This window comes from Mycobacterium europaeum (genome assembly GCF_002102155.1).
Classification (GTDB): Bacteria; Actinomycetota; Actinomycetes; order Mycobacteriales; family Mycobacteriaceae; genus Mycobacterium; species Mycobacterium europaeum.
This window is the reverse complement of record NZ_LQOU01000015.1, coordinates 148,561-173,019: the sequence shown is the minus strand read 5'-3', so window position 1 is coordinate 173,019 and position 24,459 is coordinate 148,561. Positions and strand designations below refer to the sequence as shown.

Genomic DNA, 24,459 nt, shown 5'->3' with positions numbered 1-24,459 from the left:
CGCAAGGTCAACCGTCCCCGCTTGGGTTGCTCGCCCTGCAGTTTCTTAAGCTTGAGAGATGTCATCGTTGATCGAGCCGCACTTCGAGTCGGCGGTGCTTGTGACGATCGATGTGCAGGTCGACACGCTTGATGGGGGAACAATCGAGATTGCGGGTACATCAGCGGCCGTACCGCGGATAGGCTCCCTATGCACTGCATTTCGTGATGCCAGCCTGCCGATAGTACACATCGTGCGGCTCTACTCCGGCGATGGCAGCAACGCCGAGCCCGTGCGCAAGAATCTCGTCAGCGGCCCGATCCCAATCCTGAGGCCCGGAACACCGGGCCGGTTGCTTGCAACTGGCCTTACGCCGCGCCCTGGCGTCGAACTCGACGACGCCCTACTTCTGTCCGGGGGCGCCCAATTACTTGGCGATCGCGAAATCGTCCTCTACAAACCCCGGTGGGGGGCGTTTTTCGGCACCCCACTCGAAGAGCACCTGAACGCCAACCACGTCGACACCGTCGTGGTCGCCGGATGCAACTATGCAAACTGCCCCCGCGCGACGGTCTACGAGGCAAGCGAACGTGACTACCGAATCGTGGTCGTCGCAGACGCGATCTCCGGACTTGACGAGCGCGGCCGAGCTGAGATGACGAACATCGGCGCGACCCTGTGTGAAACCGGACCGCTTATAGCTCAACTCGGTGACGCAGCGAGCCCCGCCCACACGTAACCCCAAGTGGGGCCGAAGTTTCACGATGCGAAATCACGCTTCTGCACTAGCGAATTTGTGAGGAACGGAAGTCAGTCGGCTTAGCGTCTTCGTTCTTGACATAATGTCGCTTATCGGCATAACGCGGCCAGCGCGTTCGCGCGAATGCACTGCCAGCCGCCCACATCGAGCGGCTCACCAGGCGGTTTGGAACGCCGGCGAGTTCTCCAAGCGCGTGACGAGACGCCCGCCCGGCGCGACCGGCGTGATGGTAGGCGTCAACGATCAGGGCAATGACCCGGCCGCCGGGGCATTCACCTGTCCGCGGCCGGGCCACCGGTCGATACGGCACCGACCCTCTCCTCCCCGCCCATCGCCGTCAATACGTCACTGTGACGAATTATGGTGCGGCGCAGGGCTATTCGGATGCAGGCGGTCACCGCCCTAGTTCAACTTGTGCCCCCAGCGCTTGGGGCGCGTGCGGCGATGCGTGTCCGTCGACCAGAGGTGGCCGCAATCTGAGCACTGCAAGTGCACCAGGGTGCCCTTGTTGCTCAGGAGGTATTGCCAGTGCGTATCGCAGTTGCGGCTACTTCGGCACTCACCGCATTTGGCGCCGTGTTCGCAGCGCGGACAAGGCAGCCATGCGCGGCGGCCACGGTCGGCGGTCGGATCAATCGGTAACACGAGCAGTCGTCCGTTCGGGCAGCACGCCGGCGCGGACCAACTCGTCATAGACCCGTTGCTGCTCCTCGTCCAGGTTCGAGTACAGCATTTCGTAGGCCTTCTGTTCCGCGCCGAGCACCGCGATCGGGTCATAGTCGTCACCGATCGCGGCGAACATCGCGCTGCGTCTGCGCGCCTCGTCGAGTGTCAGGTCATAGGCGAAGTCGAGGTCGGCCATCGCGCTCCCAGCCATTAGATAGATAAGCAAACGAACGGCCAGCATGACCCGTTCGGCACTGATCGGGCTATGACCCGCGTCACTGTCGTCGGTTGACATTCGTCACACCGGGGGTCCTGTCCCCCGTCCGCCTTCCCCGCGCCCACCGCCGGGCAATACGTCACAGTGACGAATAGTGTTGCGCTGCAGGGTCATTGACGACGCATCGTCGATCGTCCGCCTAGCCCGGCGCGACCACCCGCGGCGGAAAGTACATCTCTTGTTCCACCGTGCACACCAGCGCGCCGCTGCGGTTGAACATCGTCCCACTGGCCAGCGCCAGCGAACCAGCGCTGCTCGGCGACGACCGATCGTAAAGAAGCCAATCCGACAACACCGCCGAACCGTGGAACCACACGGAATGATCTCGCTGCGCCGACGCCCCGACACCACCGCGTGCCGCATATGCCGGCTCGGTCAACGTCACCGCCGACAGATAGGCCACCAGGCTGGCGGTCAGCACTGGATCATCGGGAACCTGCCCTTCGGGTCGCCACCACATTCGCGCCCGCGCCGGTGGAGCGACCTCGGTGTCGACGATCCGGCGCTCGAACCAGCGCAGGCTCGCCCACCGCCCTTGGGAGCCCTCGTCGGACTCGGCCACGTGTGGCGCTACCCACGGCAAGGACTCCGGACTGGGAACCTTTGGCATGGGTGGTTGGTAGACGACCTGAGCGGGTGCGGAGTCGGTGGCTTTGAACGAGGACATCGCTTCCATCAGAACCTTGTCGTCTTGGCGCGCAGTGACCCGTCGCGCCGAGAAAGTCCGGCCTTCTTGGAGGTCGACAACTTCGAAGTCCACCGGCCGACGTGAATCGCCGGGGCGGAGAAAGTACGTGTGGACGCTGTGCGGTAGGCGACCCGGCGCGGTGCGGCTTGCCGCCAATAAGGCCTGAGCCGAAATATGCCCGCCCAGAATGTGGTTGGCGGGCGCGGGCAGCTGCTGCCCGACGAAGAGCCACTGGCCGACCCTTTCGAGTTCCAATGTGGCGAGCACGTCGCCGAGCGAAGATGACATCGATTCGTATCTTGCCGGATCGCTTCTCAGGCGCTGAGGCGCCGGTACCGCGCGAGCCGCCGGAGAGCCTGCGCCGACGCCCGTCCCGACGCGGGCTGCAGCGCGCCGTCAAGTCGCGTACGGACACCGTCGATGTCGAGGTCCATCCCGATCGCCACCAGGCAGTTGGCCATAGTCCCCTGCGGCGCCTTACCGATATGGATTGCGCTACCCACCATGTTGACGACGTAGTCGTGGACGGTCGTGCGGTGCCGCACCGCCACGACGCCTTTCAGCCTGAACACCCGCGCCGGTGGATCTTCGAGAAGGTCGAACAGGGCATCGGGGTCGACGCAACCAGGGCTACTGACGGTAACGGCATCCGCATGAACGTGGTCATGGTCATGGTCATGGTCGCGGTCGTACTCCAGATCCAGAAACGAAAGCTGCCCGACCTGTCCGGACGTTGCGGACGCGTCGAAGAGTAGCCCTCGATCTATCCGACCACCCGTCGTGCCCACGACATGTACGCGCGGGTTACGTTGCGCCGCACGCTGTGTGACGCGTCGCACCACCGCCGACCGGTCGCCCTCAGGCACCTGGTCAAGTTTGTTGACGACAATCAGCGACGCCACGCCGTAGCGGACGGGCGACAGTGCGCCGCAGTCGACGGTGTCGAAATGGTTCACGGCATCGATGACGTCGATGAGCCCGCCCGGTCGAACTCCGCGGATCTCACTGAAGGCGATAAGCCGCGCTATTGCGACCGGATCGGCAAGACCGCTGGTCTCTACGATGATGGCGTCGAGGCGCCGAACTGGGTCGGCGAGCTTGATAAGTGCATCATCGAGCCCACCACCATCGGGCAGGCAACAAATGCAGCCCCCGGCGATCGAGGCGGGCTCGTCGACCTGGCCGGCCACCAAACCGGCGTCGACATTGATGTCGCCGAAGTCGTTGACCACCACGCCGATTCGCGTGTCAGGTTGGCGTAACAGGTGGTTGAGCAACGTCGTCTTGCCGGCTCCGAGATGACCGGTGAGCGCGATGACGGGTATCGCAGTCAAGCCTCACCCTCCACATCGCCGTCCAGACCTCCCGAATGCTAACCGGCGCGGCAGGCACGATCTGTCGCCCGGGGGGGGTTCTGCGACGTATACCGTCTGCGCCAATCCCGCCAGGCCAGCTCGATTACTTCCCCAGCAGCCCTCTCGCCTACAGTCCGCATATACAGTCACTTGTCAGGAATCACTCCGTATCTGCGGCTAGATATGGCCGTAGACTCCTATTCGGCGGCTAACCGAGTGGGCCCCGACCGGAAGGAGCTGGCGGTGCTTTGCCTCGACGGCGAGACGCGGGTGCGGCGCGGGCCCGCCTGGACGGGCCGACGATGACGGCGCCGATCTGGATGGCCTTCCCACCGGAGGTCCATTCGACGCTGTTGTTCAGCGGGCCAGGACCCGGGCCACTGCTGGCCGCGGCCGGCGCGTGGAGCGCGCTGAGCTCCGCGTACGGATCCGCGGCGAGCGAGCTCACCGCCATCCTCGGCGAGGTTCAGGCCGGTCCTTGGGCGGGGCCGACCGGCGCGCAATACGTTGCCGCGCATGTGCCCTATCTCGCCTGGCTGCTGCAGGCGAGCGCGGACAGCGCCGGCATGGCCACCCAACACGAGGTGGCCGCGACGGCGTACACGACGGCGTTGGCCGCGATGCCCACACCGGGCGAGCTGGCCGCCAACCACGCCATGCATGCAGTGCTGGTGGCGACGAACTTCTTTGGCCTGAACACAGTTCCGATCGCGCTGAACGAGGCCGACTACTCGCGGATGTGGGTCCAGGCCGCGACGACGATGACCGCCTACCAGGCGGTGTCGACCACGACGGTTGCCGCTGCCCCGCGCGCCACGGCAGCGCCGCAAATCGTGCACGCGGACATGGGTTCCGGGAGCATGAATTCGGGTTCCGGAATGAGCGGCGGCTCGGGGATGAGCGGGGGCAACCCCTACATCATGGGAACCTCACTCCCCCAGAATCTGCAGGAGTGGCTGCAAGCGCTGTTTCCCTTCAATCCCCTTTCGCCGCAGGGCTGGTCGATGCACCCGAGCCTGTCGATGTTCCTTTCGCGCGTGGAGACCCTGATCCCCATGTACGCGCACAATCCGGCGCAACTGTTCGAGACGATCGTGATGCTCGCTCTGCAGTTTGTGATCCACCGAACGCTGGTGCTCATCAACCTTCTTCTGTTCAACCCGGCGGGGCTGCTGAGTTTCTTCCTGAGCAATCCGATCTACACCCTCGGGCTGGTCACCCCGGTCCTGGTGGTGCCCGCCGGAGCGGTAGCCGGCCTGGCGGGGCTGGCGGGCCTCGCCGCGCCGGCGCCCGTCCCCGCGGGGACTCCGATCCCCTTACCGGCCACTACGATTCCTCTGACTCAGCCCCCTTCGGTTCCGGCGGTGACCACCGCACCGACGGTCAGCTCCGCCCCGTTGCACGCGTCCGCTCCGGTCCTGGCGCCAACACCGGCCGCGGCCGCAGCGCCCGCTGCCCCACCCGGACCGCCCCCGTCGGTCGTCGGTCCGGAAAGTGCCATGGACGCACAGGCTTTCGTGCCGCCGTACCTCGTGGGTACGCTTGGCGCCGACTCGGACGTCAGCGTCGCCGGCAAAAGCCGAAAGGCGGCCGTGGCCACCGTCGCGACCGAGGCCAGCGCGCCGGCTGGGGTGGCAGAGCGGCAACAGCTGCGGCGGCGTCGAGAATCGGCACCCCGCCGCATGCACCGCGGTTACCGCTACGAATTCCTGGACGCCGAGCCCGAATTCACGGTCGCGAGTGATGCCGCTCTAGCTGCCGCGTCGGTCTCGGACCAGGGGGCGGGGCCGCTGGGCGCCGCGGGCACTCCCGCCGCACGGCGCGCCGCCGGACTGACCAGGCTGGCCGGCGACGGATTCGGCGGCAGAGTGTCCGCGCCGATGCTGCCCGGTAGCTGGCAAGCCGGGGCCGACTGAGGCGGCGAAATCCCTGCAGGACCTGGCTTTCGATCAGTCACCGGGCGCTGACCAGTGCACCACCTTCATGGCGGTCATCTCGTCGAGGAGTTCGGGCCCAAAGCCGAATCCCGTGCCGCTGGCGCGCCGGGGCTCGGAAGCTCCGCCCGGCGCCCCGCCGAACACGGCGTTGACCTTCACGGTCCCCACCGGAAGGCTGCGCCATGCCTCCTGGGCATGCGCCATGTCGCCGGTCAGCACGGTGGCGGCCAGGCCGTAGCGGTCGTCGGCGGCTTCGGTCAGCGCGGCGGCGAAGTCCGGCACCACCCGGACCGGCGCGACCGGACCGAACGTCTCCTCGCGCATGATCAGCATGTCGGGCGTGCAGTCGGTCAGCACCGTGGGCGGATAGAACGAGCCCGGCCCGGGTTTCGGCTCGCCGCCCACCAGCAGGTGGGCGCCGGCTCGCGTGGCGTCTTCGACGTGCGCGTGCACGTGCTCACGGTGCCGCTCGTCGACCAGCGGTCCGATGCGGTCGGCCCACGAAATCGCCTCGTCGATCAACGCATTGAGGAAGGCATCCGCGATCGACTGCACGACAAACACCCGCTCCACCGAGACGCAGATCTGCCCGGCGTTGGCGAAGGCGCCCAGCGCGGTCTGGCCGGCCGCCCAGGCCGGGTCCACACCGGCGTCGACGATCAGGGCGTCATTGCCGCCATTCTCGAGCAGTGCCTTGGCGCCGCGTTCGGCACAGGCCCGCGCGATCTGTCGGCCGGTCGCGCTGCTGCCCACGTGCGCGACGACATCGACCAACTCCGCGGCGGCCAGGTGCTCCCCGACGGTCCCGTCTCCGTCCACGATCTCGAGCACGCCCTCGGGCAGCCGGGCAGCCAGCAGTTCGGCGAAGCGCCGGCCGGTCCGGGGGGAACGCTCGCTGGGCTTGTGCACCACGGTGTTGCCGGTCACCAGCGCCGCGCCCAGGAGTCCGGCCGCCACCGCGACCGGATCGTTCCACGGGGTGATCGCCGCGACCACACCACGCGGCTGCGGAACCATCAGATCGGTGGCGGACCATCCGCCCTGCAGGGCGTGGCCGCGATGCATCGGGCCGAGTTGGGCGTACTGCAACAGCGTGCGGACTCCGGCGTCCACACCGCCGCGCGCGTCGCCGCGCAACTTGCCCGTTTCCCGCTCGTTGAGTTCGGCGAGCTCGTCGGCCGCGGCCCGGACGTCGTCCGCTGCGGCCGCGATGGCGGCGGCCCGTTCGGCCGGCGGCGTGCGGGCCCACGCGTCGGCCGCGGCGGCGGCGCGGCGGACCGCTTCGTCACAGTCGGCCGGCTCGGTGATGGGCACCTGGGTGACGGTGTCGCCAGTGCGCGGGTCCAGGACGCTGATGATCTTGGTAAGGGTCGAAGCCACGCCTGCGGACTACCCTGTCCCCTGGCCGACCAATCAGCCGCCGGCAAGCGTCGCAGCTCAGCGACGCGAAGACGCCCCGAGACACAATCGGGACGCTGTATGGTCAGCGTGTCCACCGACGGAACGGATCGAGGGCATCGATGGCAAACAGGTTCCCCGACAACGCCTTTACCTCGCGACAGGCGGTTGACCCGGGCCTGCGGAAGGTTGCCCCCTTCCTGCCCCGCGGGTATGCCCTGCACCGCGGGCTCAAGGTTCAACGGGCGATCATGAATTTCCTCGGTAACACGGGGCGACTGCACGACGTGCCGGAAGCGACGGTCAACGAGCACGTCACGGTCCGCCTGCATCATCCCGGCTCCCATCGGAATCCGGCGCCTGCCCTGCTGTGGATCCATGGCGGCGGCACCGTCATGGGCCATGCCTCCCAGGACGACAAATACCTCCGCAAGCTGGCTCACGGCACGGGAGTGGCGATCGCGGCCGTCGAACACCGACTGGCCCCCGAGCACCCGTACCCGACCCCGCTCGAAGACTGCTACGCGGCGCTGCAGTGGCTCGCGCGTCAGCCCTGGGTCGACCCGGACCGGATCGCCGTGGGCGGCGCCAGTGCGGGAGGACATTTCGCGGCGGCTCTGGCGCAGCGGGCTCACGACCGCGGCGACGTCAAGCTGGCCTTCCAAATGCTGGTGTATCCCATGCTCGACGACCGGACCGGAGCCGACCACCGCGGCCAGAAGCGCATCATGTGGACCGGGACCGACAACCAGCTGGCCTGGCGCTGGTACCTCAACGGCGCCGACCCCCGAGAAGCCGCTCCGGCGCGCCGGGACGATTTGTCCGGCCTGCCGCCGGCATGGATCGGAGTCGGGACGCTGGACCTGTTCTATGAGGAGTGCGTGGATTACGCGCGACGCCTGCGCGCGGCGGGCGTTGCGGTGCACGAGGAGATCGCCCCGGGCGCGTTCCACGCGTTCGACCAGATCGTGGACAAGGCGCCGGTATCGCTGCGGTTTTTCACCAGCCAGTGCGCTCACCTGCGGGATGCCCTCGCCGCATCCGCGGCCTAACCGACGGCGGCGCGGTTTCCCGGCCAAAGGCGAGATGACGGGCCGCGCCTTTTGACTGCAAAGTGTGCAGAATGTGCAACTATGGAGGCCGTGGTCGTCAATCAGATGGGTCTGCGTGAGCGCCGGCGACGCCAAACCAGCGCGGACATCCGCGATGCCGCGGTGCGCCTGACGCTGGAACGCGGATACGACAAGGTCACGATCGACGAGATCTGCGCCGAAGCCGGGATATCGACGCGCACCTTCTTCAACTACTTCCCCAACAAAGAGTCCGCGCTCGCCTACGGCCCCTCGGACATCCCCCCCGAACTGGTGGCGGATTTCGTCGCCGCCGGCCCGGCGCCCTATTCGGTGGTGCTGGCCGAGCTGATCACGCTGGCCGCGCACCACCTTCGCGACGTGCCTCCGCGGCGCGAACACGCGGCCCACATGTTGGAACTCGCCAAGACCTCGCCGGCGGTCTTGGCCGCGTTTCTCGCCGATCTGGAACGGTTCCAGACTCATCTGACCGACGTGGTGGCCCGCCGCCAGGGCATGCGGCCGGATGACGAGATCGTCGCGCTGATCGCCGCGCTGGCGCTGACCGCGGTGCGCTCGGGCATCGAACGCTGGTCGAAGGGAGAGGCGGGCGATGACGACGACACGCCGATGCCGCACGTAGAACGCGCCGCCGCGCTGGTCAACAGCATCTTCACCGAGTGATTTGAAACACTGAGAGCAATTGTTGCATGGTGTGCAACATATGCACAGTATGTACTATGCTCTCTCTGCGGTACTCGAGAACGCCTTCGCATCACATGGCACGTGTCGGCACCGGGGGCGACTACCGGTGTTCTCGGGATGCCGTTGCTCTGAGACCGTCGAACTTTCACAGACCATGCTCACCGTCGAAACCGTTGCGGTGCACCGTCAGTCGTTGCGCACAACTAGCCACATCATGATCGGATGATGAGGAGGAATCCCTCAGGTGCAGAAATCCACGGGTTTGCGCAATGCATGGCTGCCCCTGTTGATCGTCGCGGTTCTGGTGGTCGGCGGCTTTGCCGTGGCTCGGGTCAAGTCTTTCTTCGGCGCCCACGACACCGGCATCATGACCAGCCCGCGACTGGACGATTCCAAGCCGTTCAAGCCCAAAGTGGTCAAGTACGAGGTCTTCGGCTCGGCCCGCACCGCCAATGTGAACTACTTGGACCTGTCCGCCGACCCGAAGCGGGTCGACGACGCGCCATTGCCCTGGACGCTGGTGCTCAGCACGACCGCCCCCTCCGTCTTCCCGAACCTCTCGGCGCAGAGCGACGGTGATTCCCTCGGTTGTCGCATCACCATCGACGACGAAGTCAAGGCCGAGAACATGACCAACCGCGTGCACGCCCTGACCTTCTGCATGGTGAAATCCGCATGAGCACACACCTCGACGACGCCCGCACCGAAACCATTCCCGTCGCCCCAGAACCGGTGCGGGAGAAGATTCCGCGAATCATCCGAACCTTCGCGGTGCCCATCATCATCGGCTGGATCGCGCTGATCGGGGTGCTCAACGTCGTCGTCCCCCAGCTGGACGAGGTCGGGAAGATGCGCTCGGTCGAGATGACTCCCGACGATGCGCAATCGGTCGTCGCGACGAAGCGAATGGGCGCCATCTTCAACGAGTACAAGTCCAACAGCTCGGTCATGATCGTGCTCGAAGGCCAAAAGCCACTCGGCGCCGACGCGCATGCCTACTACGACCAGATGGTCAAGAAGCTCGATGCCGACACCAAACACGTTGAGCACGTTCAGGATATGTGGAGCGACCCACTCACGGGGGCGGGCGCACAGAGCAACGACGGCAAGGCCGCCTACGTCCAGGTGTATCTGGCGGGTAACCAGGGCGAAGCCCTGGCCAACGAATCGGTCGAGTCGGTCCAGAACATCGTCAAAAGCCTGACCCCACCCAAAGGGGTGAAGGCCTACGTCACCGGGCCCGCGGCCCTGTCAGCGGACCAGCACACGGCCGGCGACCGCAGCCTGCAGCTCATCACGGCGGCGACGTTCACGGTCATCATCGGGATGCTGCTCTTGGTCTACCGATCGGTCGTCACAGTCCTGCTCACGCTGCTGATGGTGGTCTTCGAGCTCTCCGCCGCGCGCGGCATGGTCGCTTTTCTGGGTTACTACAAGATCATTGGGCTCTCGACGTTCGCCACCAACCTGTTGGTCACGTTGGCGATCGCGGCCGCGACCGACTATGCGATCTTCTTGATCGGCCGATATCAGGAGGCCCGCGCCGTCGGCGAATCCCGCGAAGACGCGTACTACACCATGTACAAGGGCACGGCCCACGTGGTGCTGGGGTCGGGCCTGACCATCGCCGGTGCCACATTCTGCCTGCACTTCACCAACCTGCCGTATTTCCAGACACTGGGCATCCCGTTGGCCATCGGCATGGTGGTGGTCGTGGCGGCGGCGCTCACGCTGGGCCCCGCCGTCATTTCGGTGGCGACGCGATTCCGTAAGACGCTCGAGCCCAAGCGGACTCAGCGGATTCGCGGGTGGCGCAAGATCGGCGCCCTGGTGGTCCGGTGGCCCGGCCCGATCCTGGTGGTGACGATCGGGATCGCGCTCATCGGGTTGCTGACCTTGCCCGGATACCGCACCAACTACAACGACCGCAACTACCTGCCCGCCGATCTCCCCGCCAACGAGGGCTACGCGGCCGCGGACCGGCACTTCTCGCAGGCGCGAATGAATCCCGAAGTGCTGATGATCGAAAGCAACCACGACCTGCGCAATTCCGCGGACTTCTTGGTCATCGACAAGATCGCCAAAACGGTCTTCCGCGTGCCGGGAATCGGCCGCGTGCAAGCCATCACCCGGCCGCAGGGCACGCCGATCGAGCACACCTCGATCCCGTTCCAGATCAGCATGCAGGGCGTGACCCAGCAGATGAACCAGAAGTACCAGGAAGACCAGATGGCCGACATGCTGCACCAGGCCGACATGATGCAGACGACCATCGACAGCATGGAAAAGATGTCGAGCATCACCGCGCAGATGGCCAACGACATGCACCAGATGGTCAAGAAGATGCACGACATGACCATCGATATCAACGAATTGCGCCAGCACATGGCCGATTTCGAGGACTTCTTCCGGCCCATCCGCAGCTACCTGTACTGGGAACGGCACTGCTACGACATCCCGGTGTGCTGGTCACTGCGTTCGGTCTTCGACGGCCTGGACGGCATCGACATCATGACCGACGACATCGAGAGCCTGCTGCCGATCATGGATCACCTCGACACGTTGATGCCGCAGATGGTGGCGTTGATGCCGTCGATGATCGAGAACATGAAGGCCATGAAAACGACGATGTTGACGATGTATGCGACGCAGAAGGGTTTGCAGGACCAGCAGAACGAGGCGCAGAAGAACTCCAATGCGATGGGCAAGGCGTTCGATGCGTCCAAGAACGACGACTCGTTCTACCTGCCGCCGGAGACCTTCAACAACGCCGAGTTCAAGAAGGGGATGAAGAACTTCATCTCCCCGGACGGCCACGCCGTGCGCTTCATCATCAGCCATGACGGCGATCCGATGTCGCAGGAAGGTATTTCGCACATCAGCGCCATCAAGAAGGCCGCCTACGAAGCGCTCAAGGGCACGCCGCTGGAGGGCTCGAAGATCTATCTGGCGGGGACCGCGTCGATCTACAAAGACCTCAGCGACGGCAACACCTATGACCTGTTGATCGCCGGGATCTCGTCGCTGTGCTTGATCTTCATCATCATGCTGCTCATCACCCGCGGCGTGGTGGCGTCGGCGGTCATCGTGGGCACCGTGTTGCTCTCGCTGGGTGCGTCGTTCGGCCTGTCGGTGTTGATCTGGCAGCACCTCATCGGCATCGAACTGCACTGGATGGTGCTCGCGATGTCGGTGATCATCCTGCTGGCCGTGGGCGCGGACTACAACCTGCTGTTGGTGGCCCGGTTCAAGGAGGAGATCCACGCCGGCCTGAACACCGGGATCATCCGTTCGATGGGCGGTACCGGCTCGGTGGTCACCTCGGCGGGCCTGGTGTTCGCGTTCACGATGATGACGATGGCGGTCAGCGAGCTGACGGTCATCGGCCAGGTCGGCACCACGATCGGGCTGGGTCTGCTGTTCGACACGCTGATCGTGCGGTCGTTGATGACCCCGTCGATCGCCGCGCTGCTGGGCAAGTGGTTCTGGTGGCCCCAGCGGGTGCGGCAGCGCCCGGTGCCGTCGCCCTGGCCCAAGCCCAGTGCCGAGAAGTCGGCCCAGGAGGCCGAGTCCCTCAGTCCCGCTAGGTAACCCAGTCCGGCTGCCCGGCGGTGTCGACCGCAGAGAAGTCCTTGTGGCCCAAGCCGGCGGTGGTGCCGCCGTCAACGACGAACTCCGAACCGGTCGAATAGCTGGACTCGTCGCTGGCCAGGTAGATGACCAGGTTGGAGACTTCCTGGGGCTGCGCGATCCGTCCCAGCGCGGTCTGGAAGATGTCCTCGGGAACCCATTCGGTCATCGGGGTCTTGATGAGCCCGGGATGGATCGAGTTCACCCGGATGCCGCTGGGCCCCAGTTCCAGCGCCGCCGACTTGGTCAGGCCCCGCACGGCGAACTTGGTGGCGGTGTATCCGTGGCAGGCGATGGTGCCGGCGATGCCCTCGATCGAGGAAATGTTGATGATCGATCCCCGGCCGGCTTCCTTCATCGGTTTGACCACGGCGCGGATTCCGAGGAACACGCCCGTCAGGTTGATGTCGAGGATGCGCTGCCACTCCGAGAGGGCATAGTCCTCGAGGGTGCCGACGTTGATGATGCCGGCGTTGTTGACGAGGATGTCGATCCGGCCGAATTCGCTCAGCGCGGTGGCCACCGCCGCGTCCCAATCCTCGGGCTTGGTGACGTCGAGGTGCAGGTAGCGGGTAGCGTCTCCGACCTCGGCCGCGACGGCCTTGCCCTCGTCGTCGAGGATGTCACCGAACACCACCTCGGCCCCCTCGGCCACCAGCGCCCGCACGTGCGAGGCCCCCATCCCCCGCGCACCCCCGCTGATGAGCGCGACCTTGCCGGCCAGCCGTTCTGCCACTGCGATTCTCCCGTCGTCGGATCGTCCTTGCACCATACGTACCGAAGTTGATGTATGGCCATAGGTCACGGCAAGAGATGTGTCAGACGACGACATCAAAGATCGAACGTCAGGGTTTGCGAGCTTTCCTGACCGCCACGATGCGGTCAACAACGCGCTTAGCGCTGTAATCCCAACGTCGCGTGCGTATGAGCACATGGTGCAAGTTCCGGCGGAGGGCGGTAGGTCGTGAACCCGTAACGCCTAGCCCACGATGTTGAACACCGCCGCCGCCGAGGTGACGGCCCTGTCGCCATTCCCCTCGTCGTGCAGCAGCATCCGCACCCCGACGCGTCCCGGCCCACCCGGGTGCGCGGTGCCCTCGACGCGAAAGGGGCCCACCTTGCCGCGCGACATGAACATGACGTGCCAGCTGACCACCTGCAGCCTCCGGGTGCCGGCGACCTCGGCGGCCAGGTCGATCGCCGCTGTCTCGAGGACGACGTGTTGGGGTCCGATGTGCAGCGCGGCGTCCGGGGACGCCAGCTCGGTACTCAGTTCGGGCAGGATCCAGCGGCCGTCGCCCCGCCGGCTGGCGCCGAAAGCGCGCCACAGCGGGGGCAGATCCGGCGAATCCTCGATCACCAGTTCGGTACCCGCGACATCCATCCGGCCCAGGCCTTCCGGCGGAATGCCGATGATCGCCCCCTGCCCCTCGTTGAAGGCGATCACCCTGTCCGGGTTGTCGGCGTCGACGATCTTGCACCGCCCATAACCCATGGTGCGGCCCTGATGCACGATGCCGGAGCCGACGATCTCGACCCGGTTGACGTCGTAGCCGGGGTCGATGATCTGCACCGAGGCGACGACCGGGTTCGGCACTGCGACCATGTCGGTCTGGCAGCCCTCCGGTGAGGAAATGGCCAACGGCGCCACCATGATTCCGCCGGCCTCGTTGCGCATGTCCCGGCGAATGACGACGGTGTCGTCGGCCTCCCCGAGATCCATCGAGGAGTGTTTGCGGCCGATGTAGCGGTAGCTGAGCAGGCCGGTCCAGCGCCGGTACAGTTCGTCCCGGTAAGCATCGGAATCTCCGGCCAATTCCCGGATGTCACGAAGCTGGTCGCTCAATTCCGGCCTCCCTCAGGCTTTTCCGTGCCGCACCTGGTTGAACGGCACGCCGCGGTCGGCGGTGTACTCTCGCGGGAAGTTCAGGACCCGCTCCCCGATGACGTTGCGCGCCATCTCGGTGGTGCCGCCACCGATGCTGGCGATCTGCCGGCCCAGGTAACGGGTGCCGATGTCGAGCAGCCCCGCCGCGTCGTCGATCACCGCCGAGGGACCCGCCACGGCCAACGCGGTGTCGTTTTCGACGTCGTGCACCTCGGCCATGGACAGCCGGATGATCGATCCCGCGGCAGGCGGCAGGGATCCGTGGGTGACGGCGTGAAAGACGTGCTCGCTGAGTTGCCCGTGCACGACACGATGGGCCAGGGCCCGGCCCACCATTTCGCGGACTCGTCCGCTGCCGACCTGGTCCGTCTTCTCGACCAGAGCCAGCAGGTCGACCGAAATGTCTTCAGCCTCGGCGATTCCCGGACCGCTGGTGTATTCGGATCCGTCACCCATGCTGCGACGCTCGTGGTAGAGCTGCCGCGAGGCGACGTCCCACCCTTTCCCCGGCACCCCCACCACGGCATCGTCACCGACGTCGACGTCGTCGAAGAACTCCTCGCAGAACTCGACGGAGCCGTTGACCTGCTTGATGCGGTTGATCGTGACCCCGGGATGCCGAAGCGGCACCAGGAACATCGTCAGCCCTTCGTGTTTGGGCACGCCCCAGTCGGTGCGGGCCAGGCAAAGGCCGTAGTCGGCGGCGAACGCCCACGTGCTCCACGTCTTGGCGCCGTTGATGATCCATCGCCCGTCCCGGCGGTCGGCGCGGGTGAGGACGCCCGCGAGATCCGACCCCCCGCTGGGCTCCGACAGGAGCTGCACCAGCACCTCGTCGCCGCGCAACGCGGCCGCGATGTGGGTGCGCTTCTGCTCCTCGCTGCCCATGTCGAGGATCGTCGCGCAGCAGATCGCGAAGGACGGAACGTTGAGCATCAACGGGGTCTCATACGCCAGGGCCTCGGCGTCGAACGCCTTCTTGTATTCGTAGCCCAAGCCCAGTCCGCCGTATTCGCGCGGAAAGCAGATGCCGGCGAATCCCCCGTCGTACAGCCTCTTTTGGAGCTCGCGGGCGCGCTGCCACGAGGTGAGCGCGTCGCGCTGCAGGGGCATCGCGTCCGCGGAATCCAGGCGCGGCAAGTTGGCGGCGAGCCAGGCCCTGGCCCGGGCCCGGAATTCCTCGACCGACTCCGACGTCACCGGATGGCCTCCCGTTCGAGCGTCGACCTTGTGCTGGGCGACTGTACAGCACCTCTCGCGCGGCTGTACAGGTTGGCGCCTTAGGAGCGGTTCAGCTCGGCCGCGGCGCGAATCAACGCCGTCAATGCCTTCTCGTCAACCTGCTGACCCTCGTGAAAGTCGATCGCGCGTCTGGTGTTGCCGTCGAGACTGGAGTTGAACAGGCCGGCGGGGTCATCGAGCGAGGCTCCCTTGGCGAAGGTCATCTTCACGGCGCTTTTGTAGGTCTCGCCGGTGCAGATCATTCCGTCGTGGTACCAGACCGGGACGCCCCGCCACTTCCACTCCTCGATCACGTCGGGGACCGCGTCCTTGATGAGTTCCCTGATGCGGGCGAGCGTTTCGCCGCGCCAATCCCCCAACTCCTTGATCCTGGCGTCGATCAGCTCAGCGGGAGACTTCGTCACGACTTCGCCCTCGGAGTTGGCCATGGTGCCTCGCTTTCCGACGCGGTCGCTCGCCGGACCCGTACATCACCGGCGGTTGTCCGGCCCAGTAGTGTGCGGTCGACTCATGACACATCCCTTCGACGACGCCATCCGCCTGGACGCGACGGGCACGCACGTGCGGCGTGGGCGTACCCATCCCGAATGGGCCAACATGGTGGGGCCCTTCGGCGGAATCACCGCCGCCGCCATGCTGCACGCCATCGAATCGCACCCCGACCGCCTCGGCGAGCCGCTGGCGTTGACGGTCAACTACGCCGCGCCGATCGCCGACGGCGACTTCGACATCTGACTGCGCACCGCACGCACGAATCGCTCCAACCAGCACTGGGAAACGACTTCGTCCTGTGCACCGCCCACGCCAACCGCTTCAGTCGCGGCTACTTCGACCAGAGCGCACAGGTGTGGACACGGGATGGCGTGCTGCCGGCCACCGCACCAGGTGGTCCACTTCAAAGGCTGAGAGGTTTACACTTCGCCAGGGAAACGTCACGCAGAGCCGCATAGAATCGAGCCGCAATGACAGAGCGCGGGCAGGGCATCGTCGCCGACGCGGACGCCGCCACGCTGCTGGCCACCGAAGCCATCAAGCAGCTCAAGGCCCGCTACTGCCGCTACCTCGACACCAAGGACTGGGCGGCGTGGCGGACCATCTTCAGCGATGACTTCGTCAGCGACACGGCCGAGGCCGGCGGCAAGGTGATCGAGGGCGCCGACGAGTTCGTGGCGTTCACGCGCAAGGCCCTCGGCCGGCGGGCACAGGCCACCGCGCACCAGGTGCACTCTCCCGAAATCACGCTCACGTCGGCGACGACCGCGCGCGGGGTGTGGGCGCTGCAAGACGTCGTCCGATTCGGCCCCGGCGTGACGCTGGTCGGCTACGGCCATTACCACGAGACCTACGAGAACATCGCCGGCCAGTGGTTCATCAAGAGCTCCAAGCTGACTCGACTGCGAGAGGATATCGTCACTCCCGTGTATTCGCTTTACGTCTCCGACCGGATCCGCCGGGCGATCGGCAGGGTCGCCACCGTGGCGATGGGCCGGTGAGCGAGCCCATGACCGCGTCCACCGTTCTGGTCACCGGCGCGTTCGGACAAATCGGCAAACGCTGCACCCAGATCCTGCTCGAGCGGGGACGCACCGTCATCGCGCTGGATCTGCGCACCGACAACACCCTCGCCGTCGAAAAGGAGCTGGCCGCCGCCCGTCACCCGGGAACGCTGATTCCGGCCTATGCCGATCTGCTGGATGCCGAGGCGCTGCGTGACCTCGTCGCGACCCATCAACCCGACGCGATCGTTCACCTCGCCGCCGTCGTGTCCCCGCTGTCGTATCGCAAACCCGCGCTGGCCCGCAAGGTGAATGTGGGTGGCACGGAGAATCTCCTGGCGGCCTGCGCCGCCCTCCCCCGGCCGCCGTTGTTCCTGATGGCGTCCAGCGCCGCGGTGTACGGGTCGCGCAACCCCTACCGCCAGCCCGAGCGGATCACCCCCGACACCCCGGTGAATCCCATCGATCAATACGGTCAGGACAAGGTGCTCGCCGAGGCGGCGATCCGCGCCAGCGGCCTGCCGTATGCGCTCTTCCGGCTGGGCGGGGTCATCTCGCCGGATACGCACACGACGGTCAACGGCGACTCCCTGCTGCTGATGCGCTCGATGCCCGGAGACAACCGCATGCACGCGGTGGACGCGCGCGACGTGGCGCTGGCCTTCGCCAACGGCGTCGATCGGCAAGCCGGCATCGCCGGCAAGGTGCTACTGATCGGCGGCAACGAGTCGTATGTGCTCACCCAGCGCGAGCTCGAGGACAGTCTCATGGAAGCCGTCGGACTGGGCGGCCTCGGCCCGTCGGCGAGCCTGCCCGGCGATCCCGGCGACGACCGCGGCTGGAGCTTCACCGGCTGGTATGACACCACAGAAGCCCAGGCGCTGCTCGATTTCCAGGAACACGACTGGTCGCAGACGCTGGCCTGGATCGCCGAGACGCAGGGCCGCCTGCGCATAGTGGTGCGGCTGCTGAGCCCGGTGTTGCGGCCGGTCTTGCGGGCCGTCCTGATGGTGCAGCGCCGGCTCGAGGGACGAGGCCCCTACGCCGACCCGTGGGCGTTGATCGAAAAGAAGTATGGCACCGCGGCGCTCGCCGGCGCCGACTAACAAGTCAGCTGGCGGCGCTCGCTATTGCGCCGCACCATGATTCGCACCTCGCCGCTCGCGCCGATCACCGGCTTCTGCGTCGCCATCAGCGGTCGATCCATTCCATCTGCGCGTCGGCGTGATGGCCACCTCGGGGCGGGGTGAGCCGATCGAGCCGGGACAGCTGCTCGGGTGTCAGTTCGACGGAGTCGGCACCGACGTTTTCCTCGAGCCGCGCCACGCGCTTGGTCCCCGGAATCGGCACGATGTCGGGACCTTTCGCCAACAGCCAGGCCAGAGCGACCTGAGCCGGCGTCGCACCGACGTCAGCGCTGATGGCGCGCAATTCGTCGGCGCTTTGCAGGTTGTGCCGGAAGTTCTCGTCGAAAAACCGCGGATTGGTCTTGCGGTAGTCACTGTCCGGCAACCCCTCGGTGGAGCGAATGGCGCCAGTGAGAAAGCCGCGGCCCAGCGGTGAGTAGGCGACGAAGCCGATCCCCAATTCGCGCAGTAGCGGCAAGATCTCGTCCTCCTGGTCGCGCGTCCACAGCGAATATTCGGATTGCACCGCGGTGATCGGATGCACCGCGTGCGCGCGCCGGATGGTGTTCACACCGACCTCCGACAGGCCGATGTGCCGGACCTTCCCTGCGACGACCAGCTCCGCCAACGCGCCGATCGTGTCTTCGATCGGGGTGCCGCGGTCAAGGCGGTGCTGATAGTAGAGATCGATGCGGTCGGTGGCCAGCCTTTGCAGCGAACCGTCGACGGCGATGCGGATGTTGGCGGGGCTGCTGTCCAGGCCGTTGCGCCCCGTGCGCGAGATCAGGCCGAACTTGGTGGCCAGCACCACCTGATCGCGGCAACCCCGCAGGGCGCGGGCGAGCAGCTCTTCGTTGAGGTAGGGGCCATACACCTCGGCCGTGTCGATCAGCGTGACGCCCAGGTCGACGGCGCGGTGGACGGTGCGGATCGCCTCGGCCTCGTCGCTGCCGGCGCCGGCGTAGGCCACGGACATGCCCATGGCGCCCAGGCCCAGGCGACCGACCCCCAGGTTGGCAAGGCGAGCTTGTTTCATGGCGTCATTGTGCGCTCAGCGACTTCAGGCCATGGGACGGGTAGCGTTGCGCGAGTGCACCGCATCCATCTAGTCGCGATCCGATGGACGACGTAGAAACGACGCGACCGGCCCGCAATCTGGCGGTGGACTTGTACCGCGCGTCGGGCGTGGTCCTCATCGTTCTGGGCCACTGGCTGGCCGGTTCCGTGACCTACCACCAGGGTCAATTCGGCCGCGAGAACCCGCTGTTCGACATGCCGTGGACGCAATGGCTGACCTGGATCTTCCAGGCGGTCCCGGTGTTCTTCTTCGTGGCCGGTTACGCGGGAGCCGTGTCGTGGGCGCATCGCCGGGAGGGGGGCAGCTTCTCGCGCCAGGCGTGGATTCGGCACCGGCTGGCTCGGGTGCTGGGGCCGACGACGGTCTACGTCGCGCTCGTTTCGCTGATCGTGGTGGTGCTCCAGGCCCGGCAGGTGGCGGGCACGGTGCTGGAGTACGCGGGGTGGGCGGTGGCCATGCACCTGTGGTTTCTCGCTGTGTACGTGCTGGTGGTGTCGCTGACGCCGATTGCCGTTGCGGCGCATCGGCGTTGGGGCCTGAAGGTGCCGGCGTTGCTGGCCGCCGGGGTCGTGCTGATCGACGCCGTGTCGCTCGCGGGCCACGTCCCCTACATCGGTTCGCTGAACTACCTGTTGTGCTGGGGCCTGCTCTACCAGCTCGGGATCGCCTGGCAGGGTGGGCTGTTGGCCGGCCGCAGACCGGTGCTGCTCGCCGCCGGTTCGGCCGTCGCCCTGGCACTGCTGATCCGGGTGGGGCCGTATCCGGTGAGCATGATCGGCGTTCCCGGGGAAGCGATCGAGAACACCACGCCCCCCACGGTGGCGATGATGGCGTTCGCCTGCACGCAAGCCGGGGCGGCGATGGCCCTCGCGGCGATACTCGACCGCGTCCTGCACCACGGCCGGGTTCAGCGCGTGTTGTCGACCGCCAATGAAAACGTGATGGCGCTTTACCTGTGGCACATGATTCCGGTGGTAGTCGTCGCGATCGTCGCTTATCCGGCCGGCCTGATCCCCCAGCCCCACGAGGGTACTGCGGCCTGGTGGCTGGTTCGGCTGGAGTGGATCACGATCCTGAGCGTGGTGACGGCGGCCGAATTGGTGCTGCTGTGGTGGCAGCGGCGGGTCTTCGCGGTTCCGCTGCCGACGTTCGGGCTACCGCTCGGCGATCGCTGGGGTGAGGCGATCATGCTGTCCGGCGCGGTCCTGGCCGCCGTGGGTCTGCACCTGCTGGCCCAGGGCGGCTTCGCGCCGGATGGGCGGTTCTCCTGGCTGACCGCGGCGGTGTTCGCCGCCGGCGTGGTATTGGTGGCGTTGCGGCCCAAGACGCCGTCGCCCGTGACCGGCCTGGAGGCTCAGCGGCGCCCAGGCGCCTAGCGGTGGGCCCACCCTCCCTCGCGCGCAAAGTCCCGCCGAAGATAGCGGACCTGGATTGCGACAAGGTGCCGCCCGGCCTCACGACATCGCGGTGTGTCCGGCTAAACGACTAACGACCCCTTGATTGGGGTCGTAGTGCCCTGGGCGGGAGGGCACCCGGGGAGAAAACGTTTCCGTCAAGCCTCGGATTAGTCGAACAGTTGAGCCTAGGCTAGACGCAGACACCCTCGCTAAGGGAGTACATAGATGTCACACGCTACGCTCCACACCAATCACATCCCTCAGCGGCGCGCGGAGGATGCCAAGCTTCTGAAGGAATCCGGGGTACACAAGCTCGTCGTCACCGATCGTGCCGGGAACTGTTTGGCGTTCTTGTTGGCTTGGGAAAGCTTCGACTACGACGCCGACACGGATACCTATGTGTGCGTGGCCGATGGCGATGGCAGAGAGCTGATGACGGTGTACACCGCCGGCGAGATCAAGCCGACGGCCCACGAGAACACGTATGTGGTGACCGCGCCGGAAAGTTTCGGCGGCCCCAGGGCGCTGTAGCCGCGCCGACCGACGGGCCCGACCTGCCGGCGGCGGGTCTTTGCACGCCTTCTTGGTACGGTCGCCCAGGAGCTGACCGCCAAATCCACCCATGGGGCTGATCCCCGCCGGCTGATGGCACGCGGCTGTCGCCCCCCGCGGCACACTTTGCGGGAGCTTGACATCGCGAAACTTATGATAGACCGTTCGTACGGTTAGTTTGAGCCGAAGGTGGAAGATGCCCCGATCGCCTGGCAGACGCGGCGAGATCTTCGACGCGTTTGTCCGTTACGTTGCCGAACGCGGCTACGACAGAACGAATATGGGCGACATTGCCGACGAGCTCGGCATGTCGAAGGGCACCATCGTTCATCACTTCGGGACCAAAGCACAGATGTTGCGCGAGCTCGAAGAGACCCACCTTGCGCGCCAACTCGATGCGCTGCAGATAGCGTGGGCCCGCCTGGCCGCGCCGCACGAACGCATCGCCGCAATCATCTACGCTTCCGCGCTGCTCCAAGTGGTCGCCCGCGACGCGACGGTGGCCAGCCAGCGCGAAGTGGTTCAACTGTTCGATGACCCCGCCATGCAGCAGGTGCGCAAGCTACGGGATCAGTTGCAGGCCTTGGTCGTCGACGAGATCCGCACCGGAATAGAGAGCGGCCTGTTCCGAAGCGTCGACGTCGACCTGGCGGCTCTGCAGCTGTGGGGATCGCTGCAGTGGATGTGGGTCTGGTTCGATCCCGCCGGTTCCCGGACGCCCGAACAGGTCGGCGCCGCGTTCGTCGACGTCTTCCTCGGCGGGCTGCTTCTGGACCGACTGACACTAGGCAAGTGGGCGAATCCCTCCGCCGACATCGTCTCCGTCGTGCGCGAATGCCTGGCCGCGGTCACGAATTCTGCTGATTGACCGACCTGTAATGCCTTGTGCTGGTGGATAACCGGCGCGAACCAGCTTCCCGCGTGATTTCCTCGGCCGTCCTTGCCGCAGCGTGAGCGAGCTCCGAAGCGCGGTCACCGTCGCCGTACGGGCGGTCGGTATTAGGGGCTTCCCATCTCCTCTGTCTGCCCGGCGGGTAGCGCATGCCAAAACCTGTATGAAGCCCAAAGAACCTGGTAACTGCCCGAACAACGCGATTTCGATCCGAGACGTTGTTCGCACCGTTTTGTGGTGCAATTTCGGCTAGTGTGGCAGTTGTTGACTGACCGTACGGTCTGATGCAATAGTGACTCGGTGGCGCAAACGAGGGCGGTATGGAGCTGAGAGCACGGTCCCGAGGTGCCGGTCGGGGGAATCACCTGATCGACCGGCGTCGGAAGCAAGGTGATGTGGCCAGCCGCGGAAAACATGGAACGGCGTTGCGGCGATGCTCAGAGAGCACGATTTCGCGGCACGCTTCCGTCACTCATTATACGGAATATTCTGTGCTGCACAGCTTTTCGGTGCGTCATCGCCCGGTCGATCTGCCTGCGACGCGGCATCACGATCACGCTCACGCACTTCGTCCCGCGCCCGCGCGCGGCCCGCTTGACCGCGCAGTGTGCACCTCGCGACTGATCGCGCGGTCGACGCAGGGGCGGCGCGGATGACCACCTCACACCTGACCGCCAGCAAAATTGGCCAGCGGATTCGACCGGGCACGGAAGTGGCCGGCGGGTTCTTCCGGATGTGCGTGCTGACCGGCAAAGCGCTCAGGCAGCCGTTCGAGTGGCGCGAGTTCATCTGGAATGGCTGGTTTCTCATGCGGGTGTCGCTGCTGCCCACCATCGCGGTCTCCATCCCGGAAACCGTGCTCCTCATCTTCACGCTCAACCTCCTGCTGGCCGAGATCGGCGCCGCCGACGTCTCGGGCGCCGGTGCCGCGATCGGCGCGGTCACCCAGCTCGGCCCGATCGTGACGGTCCTGGTGGTCGCCGGCGCGGGCGGCACCGCCATCTGCGCCGACCTCGGGGCGCGAACCATCCGCGAGGAGATCGATGCGCTGGAGGTGCTCGGCATCGACCCGATCCACCGGCTGGTGGTGCCGCGCGTCGTCGCCTCAACTCTCGTCGCGGTGCTGCTCAACGGTCTCGTGGTCGCCGTCGGCCTGGGGGGCGGCTACCTGTTCAGCGTGTACCTGCAGAACGTCTCGAGCGGTGCCTACCTGTCCACACTCACGGCGCTCACCGGCCTGCCCGAGGTGGTGATCGCGTTTGTCAAGGCGGCGACGTTCGGGCTGATCGCCGGCCTGGTCGGCTGTTACCGCGGGCTCATCGTTCGCGGCGGGTCCAAGGGTTTGGGCACCGCCGTCAACGAGACGGTCGTGCTGTGCTTCATCGCGCTGTTCGCGGTGAACGCGGCGCTGACCACCATCGGCGTCCGGTTCGGAACGGGGCGCTGACATGACCGCGGCCACCGGGGTTCCCGCCCGGCACCTGCACTTTCCGCGGGCCGCCCTCACCCGCTACGGGGAAGCTCCCGACCGGGTACTGGTGGAAATCGGGCAGATGGTCTGGTTCGCCCTGAGCGCAATCGGGCAGATCCCGTTCGCCGTGCACCGCTACCGCAAGGAGCTGCTGCGCATGGTGGCCCAGATGGGAATGGGCACCGGCGCGATGGCGGTCGTCGGCGGCACCGCCGCCATCGTCGGCTTCATCACCCTGTCCGCGGGCTCACTGGTCGCGATTCAGGGCTACGCGACGCTGGGCAACATCGGTGTCGAGGCATTCACCGGATTCTTGGCGGCATTGGTCAACGTGCGGTTCGTGGCGCCGGTGGCCGCCGGCCAGGCCCTGGCCGCCACCGTCGGCGCCGGCGCGACCGCCGAGTTGGGCGCCATGCGGATCAGCGAGGAGATCGACGCGCTCGAGGTGATGAGTATCCGGTCGGTCCCCTTCCTGGCGTCCACTCGGGTCGTGGCCGGGCTGATCGTGATCATCCCGCTCTACGGGTTGGCGATGACCATGGCCTTCCTGTCGCAGCAGGTCACCACGGTTTTGCTGTACGGGCAGTCCATCGGCACGTACAACCACTACTTCCACACATTCCTGCGCCTCAACGACGTGGCCTGGTCGTTCGCCGAGGTCATCCTGGTTGCCGTGGTCGTCATGACCACCCACTGCTACTACGGCTACACCGCCACCGGCGGGCCGGTGGGCGTCGGCGAAGCGGTGGGCCGGTCGATGCGGCTGTCGTTGATCACGATCGTCGTGGTGGTCGTTCTGACCGCGATGGCGGTGTACGGCAAAACCCCGAACTTCAACCTCACCGTCTAGC

The 24,459-nt window shown here is 66.2% G+C and carries 22 protein-coding genes and 1 pseudogene; 14 read left to right on the top strand and 9 right to left on the bottom strand.

Features of this window, described 5'->3' with window-relative positions; all coding sequences use genetic code 11:
• Window positions 1-58: 58 nt before the first annotated feature.
• On the top strand, window positions 59-718 hold the full coding sequence (locus tag AWC03_RS07750; protein ID WP_085239926.1) for a cysteine hydrolase family protein: 660 nt from the start codon (window positions 59-61) through the stop codon (window positions 716-718).
• 652 nt (window positions 719-1,370) lie between these two features.
• Here the strand turns inward: AWC03_RS07750 and AWC03_RS07740 are convergent.
• The 3 genes from AWC03_RS07740 to AWC03_RS07730 form a co-directional block, all read right to left on the bottom strand.
• Window positions 1,371-1,646, bottom strand: coding sequence for a DUF6400 family protein (locus AWC03_RS07740; RefSeq protein ID WP_420845651.1), 276 nt, complete (start codon window positions 1,644-1,646; stop codon window positions 1,371-1,373).
• Window positions 1,647-1,821: 175 nt separating this feature from the next.
• Window positions 1,822-2,658: an acyl-CoA thioesterase gene (locus AWC03_RS07735; RefSeq protein ID WP_085239923.1), complete on the bottom strand. Its 837-nt coding sequence runs from the start codon at window positions 2,656-2,658 to the stop codon at window positions 1,822-1,824.
• A 26-nt stretch (window positions 2,659-2,684) separates the two neighbouring features.
• A complete protein-coding gene (locus AWC03_RS07730) occupies window positions 2,685-3,704 on the bottom strand; it encodes a CobW family GTP-binding protein (protein WP_085239922.1) in 1,020 nt (339 codons plus the stop codon).
• Window positions 3,705-4,027: 323 nt separating this feature from the next.
• Here AWC03_RS07730 and AWC03_RS07725 point away from each other — a divergent pair, with 323 nt between their 5' ends.
• Complete coding sequence (locus AWC03_RS07725) at window positions 4,028-5,641, top strand: PPE family protein (protein ID WP_085239921.1); 1,614 nt, start codon at window positions 4,028-4,030, stop codon at window positions 5,639-5,641.
• A 33-nt stretch (window positions 5,642-5,674) separates the two neighbouring features.
• Here the strand turns inward: AWC03_RS07725 and AWC03_RS07720 are convergent, their stop codons facing one another.
• Window positions 5,675-7,042 carry an aldehyde dehydrogenase family protein gene (locus tag AWC03_RS07720; protein ID WP_420845650.1) on the bottom strand — a complete coding sequence of 456 codons (1,368 nt, stop codon included), beginning with the start codon at window positions 7,040-7,042 and terminating at the stop codon, window positions 5,675-5,677.
• Window positions 7,043-7,182: 140 nt separating this feature from the next.
• Between AWC03_RS07720 and AWC03_RS07715 the strand changes: the two genes are divergently transcribed.
• From AWC03_RS07715 to AWC03_RS07700, 4 genes are all read left to right on the top strand, one after another.
• Window positions 7,183-8,112, top strand: coding sequence for an alpha/beta hydrolase (locus tag AWC03_RS07715; RefSeq protein WP_085239920.1), 930 nt, complete (start codon window positions 7,183-7,185; stop codon window positions 8,110-8,112).
• 81 nt (window positions 8,113-8,193) lie between these two features.
• Window positions 8,194-8,814 (top strand): TetR/AcrR family transcriptional regulator, encoded by a 621-nt coding sequence (locus AWC03_RS07710; protein ID WP_085239919.1) that lies wholly within the window; start codon window positions 8,194-8,196, stop codon window positions 8,812-8,814.
• A gap of 283 nt (window positions 8,815-9,097) precedes the next feature.
• Complete coding sequence (locus AWC03_RS07705; RefSeq protein ID WP_085239977.1) at window positions 9,098-9,514, top strand: MmpS family transport accessory protein; 417 nt, start codon at window positions 9,098-9,100, stop codon at window positions 9,512-9,514.
• The gene (locus AWC03_RS07700) at window positions 9,511-12,426 is read left to right on the top strand and encodes an MMPL/RND family transporter (protein ID WP_085239918.1); all 2,916 of its coding nucleotides are present in this window, start codon (window positions 9,511-9,513) and stop codon (window positions 12,424-12,426) included. The genes AWC03_RS07705 and AWC03_RS07700 overlap by 4 nt, the downstream gene beginning before the upstream one ends.
• Here the strand turns inward: AWC03_RS07700 and AWC03_RS07695 are convergent.
• The 4 genes from AWC03_RS07695 to AWC03_RS07680 all read right to left on the bottom strand — a co-directional run bounded on the left by AWC03_RS07695 (window position 12,419) and on the right by AWC03_RS07680 (window position 16,023).
• Window positions 12,419-13,201, bottom strand: a complete 783-nt coding sequence (locus tag AWC03_RS07695) for an SDR family oxidoreductase (RefSeq protein WP_085239917.1) — start codon at window positions 13,199-13,201, stop codon at window positions 12,419-12,421. The two genes, AWC03_RS07700 and AWC03_RS07695, sit on opposite strands and share 8 nt — an antisense overlap.
• A gap of 243 nt (window positions 13,202-13,444) precedes the next feature.
• Window positions 13,445-14,311 carry a hypothetical protein gene (locus tag AWC03_RS07690; protein WP_085239916.1) on the bottom strand — a complete coding sequence of 289 codons (867 nt, stop codon included), beginning with the start codon at window positions 14,309-14,311 and terminating at the stop codon, window positions 13,445-13,447.
• 12 nt (window positions 14,312-14,323) lie between these two features.
• Entirely contained in the window at window positions 14,324-15,553 is a 1,230-nt protein-coding gene (locus AWC03_RS07685) for an acyl-CoA dehydrogenase family protein (RefSeq protein WP_085239915.1), read from the bottom strand.
• An 80-nt stretch (window positions 15,554-15,633) separates the two neighbouring features.
• Entirely contained in the window at window positions 15,634-16,023 is a 390-nt protein-coding gene (locus tag AWC03_RS07680; RefSeq protein WP_085239914.1) for a DUF1801 domain-containing protein, read from the bottom strand.
• 82 nt (window positions 16,024-16,105) lie between these two features.
• Here AWC03_RS07680 and AWC03_RS27795 point away from each other — a divergent pair.
• The 3 genes and pseudogenes from AWC03_RS27795 to AWC03_RS07665 all read left to right on the top strand — a co-directional run.
• A pseudogene (locus AWC03_RS27795) lies at window positions 16,106-16,327 on the top strand (acyl-CoA thioesterase domain-containing protein); the annotation flags it as partial.
• Between the two features lie 230 nt (window positions 16,328-16,557).
• Entirely contained in the window at window positions 16,558-17,088 is a 531-nt protein-coding gene (locus AWC03_RS07670; protein ID WP_085239913.1) for a nuclear transport factor 2 family protein, read from the top strand.
• 8 nt (window positions 17,089-17,096) lie between these two features.
• A complete protein-coding gene (locus AWC03_RS07665; RefSeq protein WP_085239976.1) occupies window positions 17,097-18,197 on the top strand; it encodes an NAD-dependent epimerase/dehydratase family protein in 1,101 nt (366 codons plus the stop codon).
• An 85-nt stretch (window positions 18,198-18,282) separates the two neighbouring features.
• On the opposite strand, the gene AWC03_RS07660 is transcribed toward AWC03_RS07665, so the two are convergent.
• Entirely contained in the window at window positions 18,283-19,254 is a 972-nt protein-coding gene (locus AWC03_RS07660) for an aldo/keto reductase (RefSeq protein WP_085239912.1), read from the bottom strand.
• Between the two features lie 83 nt (window positions 19,255-19,337).
• On the opposite strand from AWC03_RS07660, the gene AWC03_RS07655 reads away from it, so the two are divergent.
• The 5 genes from AWC03_RS07655 to AWC03_RS07635 all read left to right on the top strand — a co-directional run bounded on the left by AWC03_RS07655 (window position 19,338) and on the right by AWC03_RS07635 (window position 24,458).
• Window positions 19,338-20,672 carry an acyltransferase family protein gene (locus AWC03_RS07655; protein WP_085239911.1) on the top strand — a complete coding sequence of 445 codons (1,335 nt, stop codon included), beginning with the start codon at window positions 19,338-19,340 and terminating at the stop codon, window positions 20,670-20,672.
• Window positions 20,673-20,918: 246 nt separating this feature from the next.
• Window positions 20,919-21,224 carry a hypothetical protein gene (locus AWC03_RS07650; protein ID WP_085239910.1) on the top strand — a complete coding sequence of 102 codons (306 nt, stop codon included), beginning with the start codon at window positions 20,919-20,921 and terminating at the stop codon, window positions 21,222-21,224.
• Window positions 21,225-21,441: 217 nt separating this feature from the next.
• Window positions 21,442-22,113: a TetR/AcrR family transcriptional regulator gene (locus AWC03_RS07645; protein WP_085239909.1), complete on the top strand. Its 672-nt coding sequence runs from the start codon at window positions 21,442-21,444 to the stop codon at window positions 22,111-22,113.
• A 757-nt stretch (window positions 22,114-22,870) separates the two neighbouring features.
• Window positions 22,871-23,584, top strand: a complete 714-nt coding sequence (locus AWC03_RS07640) for an MlaE family ABC transporter permease (protein ID WP_369830152.1) — start codon at window positions 22,871-22,873, stop codon at window positions 23,582-23,584.
• 1 nt (window position 23,585) lies between these two features.
• Window positions 23,586-24,458: an ABC transporter permease gene (locus AWC03_RS07635; RefSeq protein ID WP_085239907.1), complete on the top strand. Its 873-nt coding sequence runs from the start codon at window positions 23,586-23,588 to the stop codon at window positions 24,456-24,458.
• Window position 24,459: the final 1 nt, after the last annotated feature.

Coding starts and splice junctions, on each gene's coding strand:
- AWC03_RS07640 (WP_369830152.1), top strand. CDS start 22,871: ATGTGCGTGCTGACCGGCAAAGCGCTCAGGCAGCCGTTCGAGTGGCGC.
- AWC03_RS07650 (WP_085239910.1), top strand. CDS start 20,919: ATGTCACACGCTACGCTCCACACCAATCACATCCCTCAGCGGCGCGCG.
- AWC03_RS07725 (WP_085239921.1), top strand. CDS start 4,028: ATGACGGCGCCGATCTGGATGGCCTTCCCACCGGAGGTCCATTCGACG.
- AWC03_RS07670 (WP_085239913.1), top strand. CDS start 16,558: ATGACAGAGCGCGGGCAGGGCATCGTCGCCGACGCGGACGCCGCCACG.
- AWC03_RS07715 (WP_085239920.1), top strand. CDS start 7,183: ATGGCAAACAGGTTCCCCGACAACGCCTTTACCTCGCGACAGGCGGTT.
- AWC03_RS07735 (WP_085239923.1), bottom strand. CDS start 2,658: ATGTCATCTTCGCTCGGCGACGTGCTCGCCACATTGGAACTCGAAAGG.
- AWC03_RS07665 (WP_085239976.1), top strand. CDS start 17,097: ATGACCGCGTCCACCGTTCTGGTCACCGGCGCGTTCGGACAAATCGGC.
- AWC03_RS07660 (WP_085239912.1), bottom strand. CDS start 19,254: ATGAAACAAGCTCGCCTTGCCAACCTGGGGGTCGGTCGCCTGGGCCTG.
- AWC03_RS07750 (WP_085239926.1), top strand. CDS start 59: ATGTCATCGTTGATCGAGCCGCACTTCGAGTCGGCGGTGCTTGTGACG.
- AWC03_RS07655 (WP_085239911.1), top strand. CDS start 19,338: ATGGACGACGTAGAAACGACGCGACCGGCCCGCAATCTGGCGGTGGAC.
- AWC03_RS07700 (WP_085239918.1), top strand. CDS start 9,511: ATGAGCACACACCTCGACGACGCCCGCACCGAAACCATTCCCGTCGCC.
- AWC03_RS07645 (WP_085239909.1), top strand. CDS start 21,442: ATGCCCCGATCGCCTGGCAGACGCGGCGAGATCTTCGACGCGTTTGTC.
- AWC03_RS07710 (WP_085239919.1), top strand. CDS start 8,194: ATGGAGGCCGTGGTCGTCAATCAGATGGGTCTGCGTGAGCGCCGGCGA.
- AWC03_RS07740 (WP_420845651.1), bottom strand. CDS start 1,646: ATGCTGGCCGTTCGTTTGCTTATCTATCTAATGGCTGGGAGCGCGATG.
- AWC03_RS07635 (WP_085239907.1), top strand. CDS start 23,586: ATGACCGCGGCCACCGGGGTTCCCGCCCGGCACCTGCACTTTCCGCGG.
- AWC03_RS07680 (WP_085239914.1), bottom strand. CDS start 16,023: ATGGCCAACTCCGAGGGCGAAGTCGTGACGAAGTCTCCCGCTGAGCTG.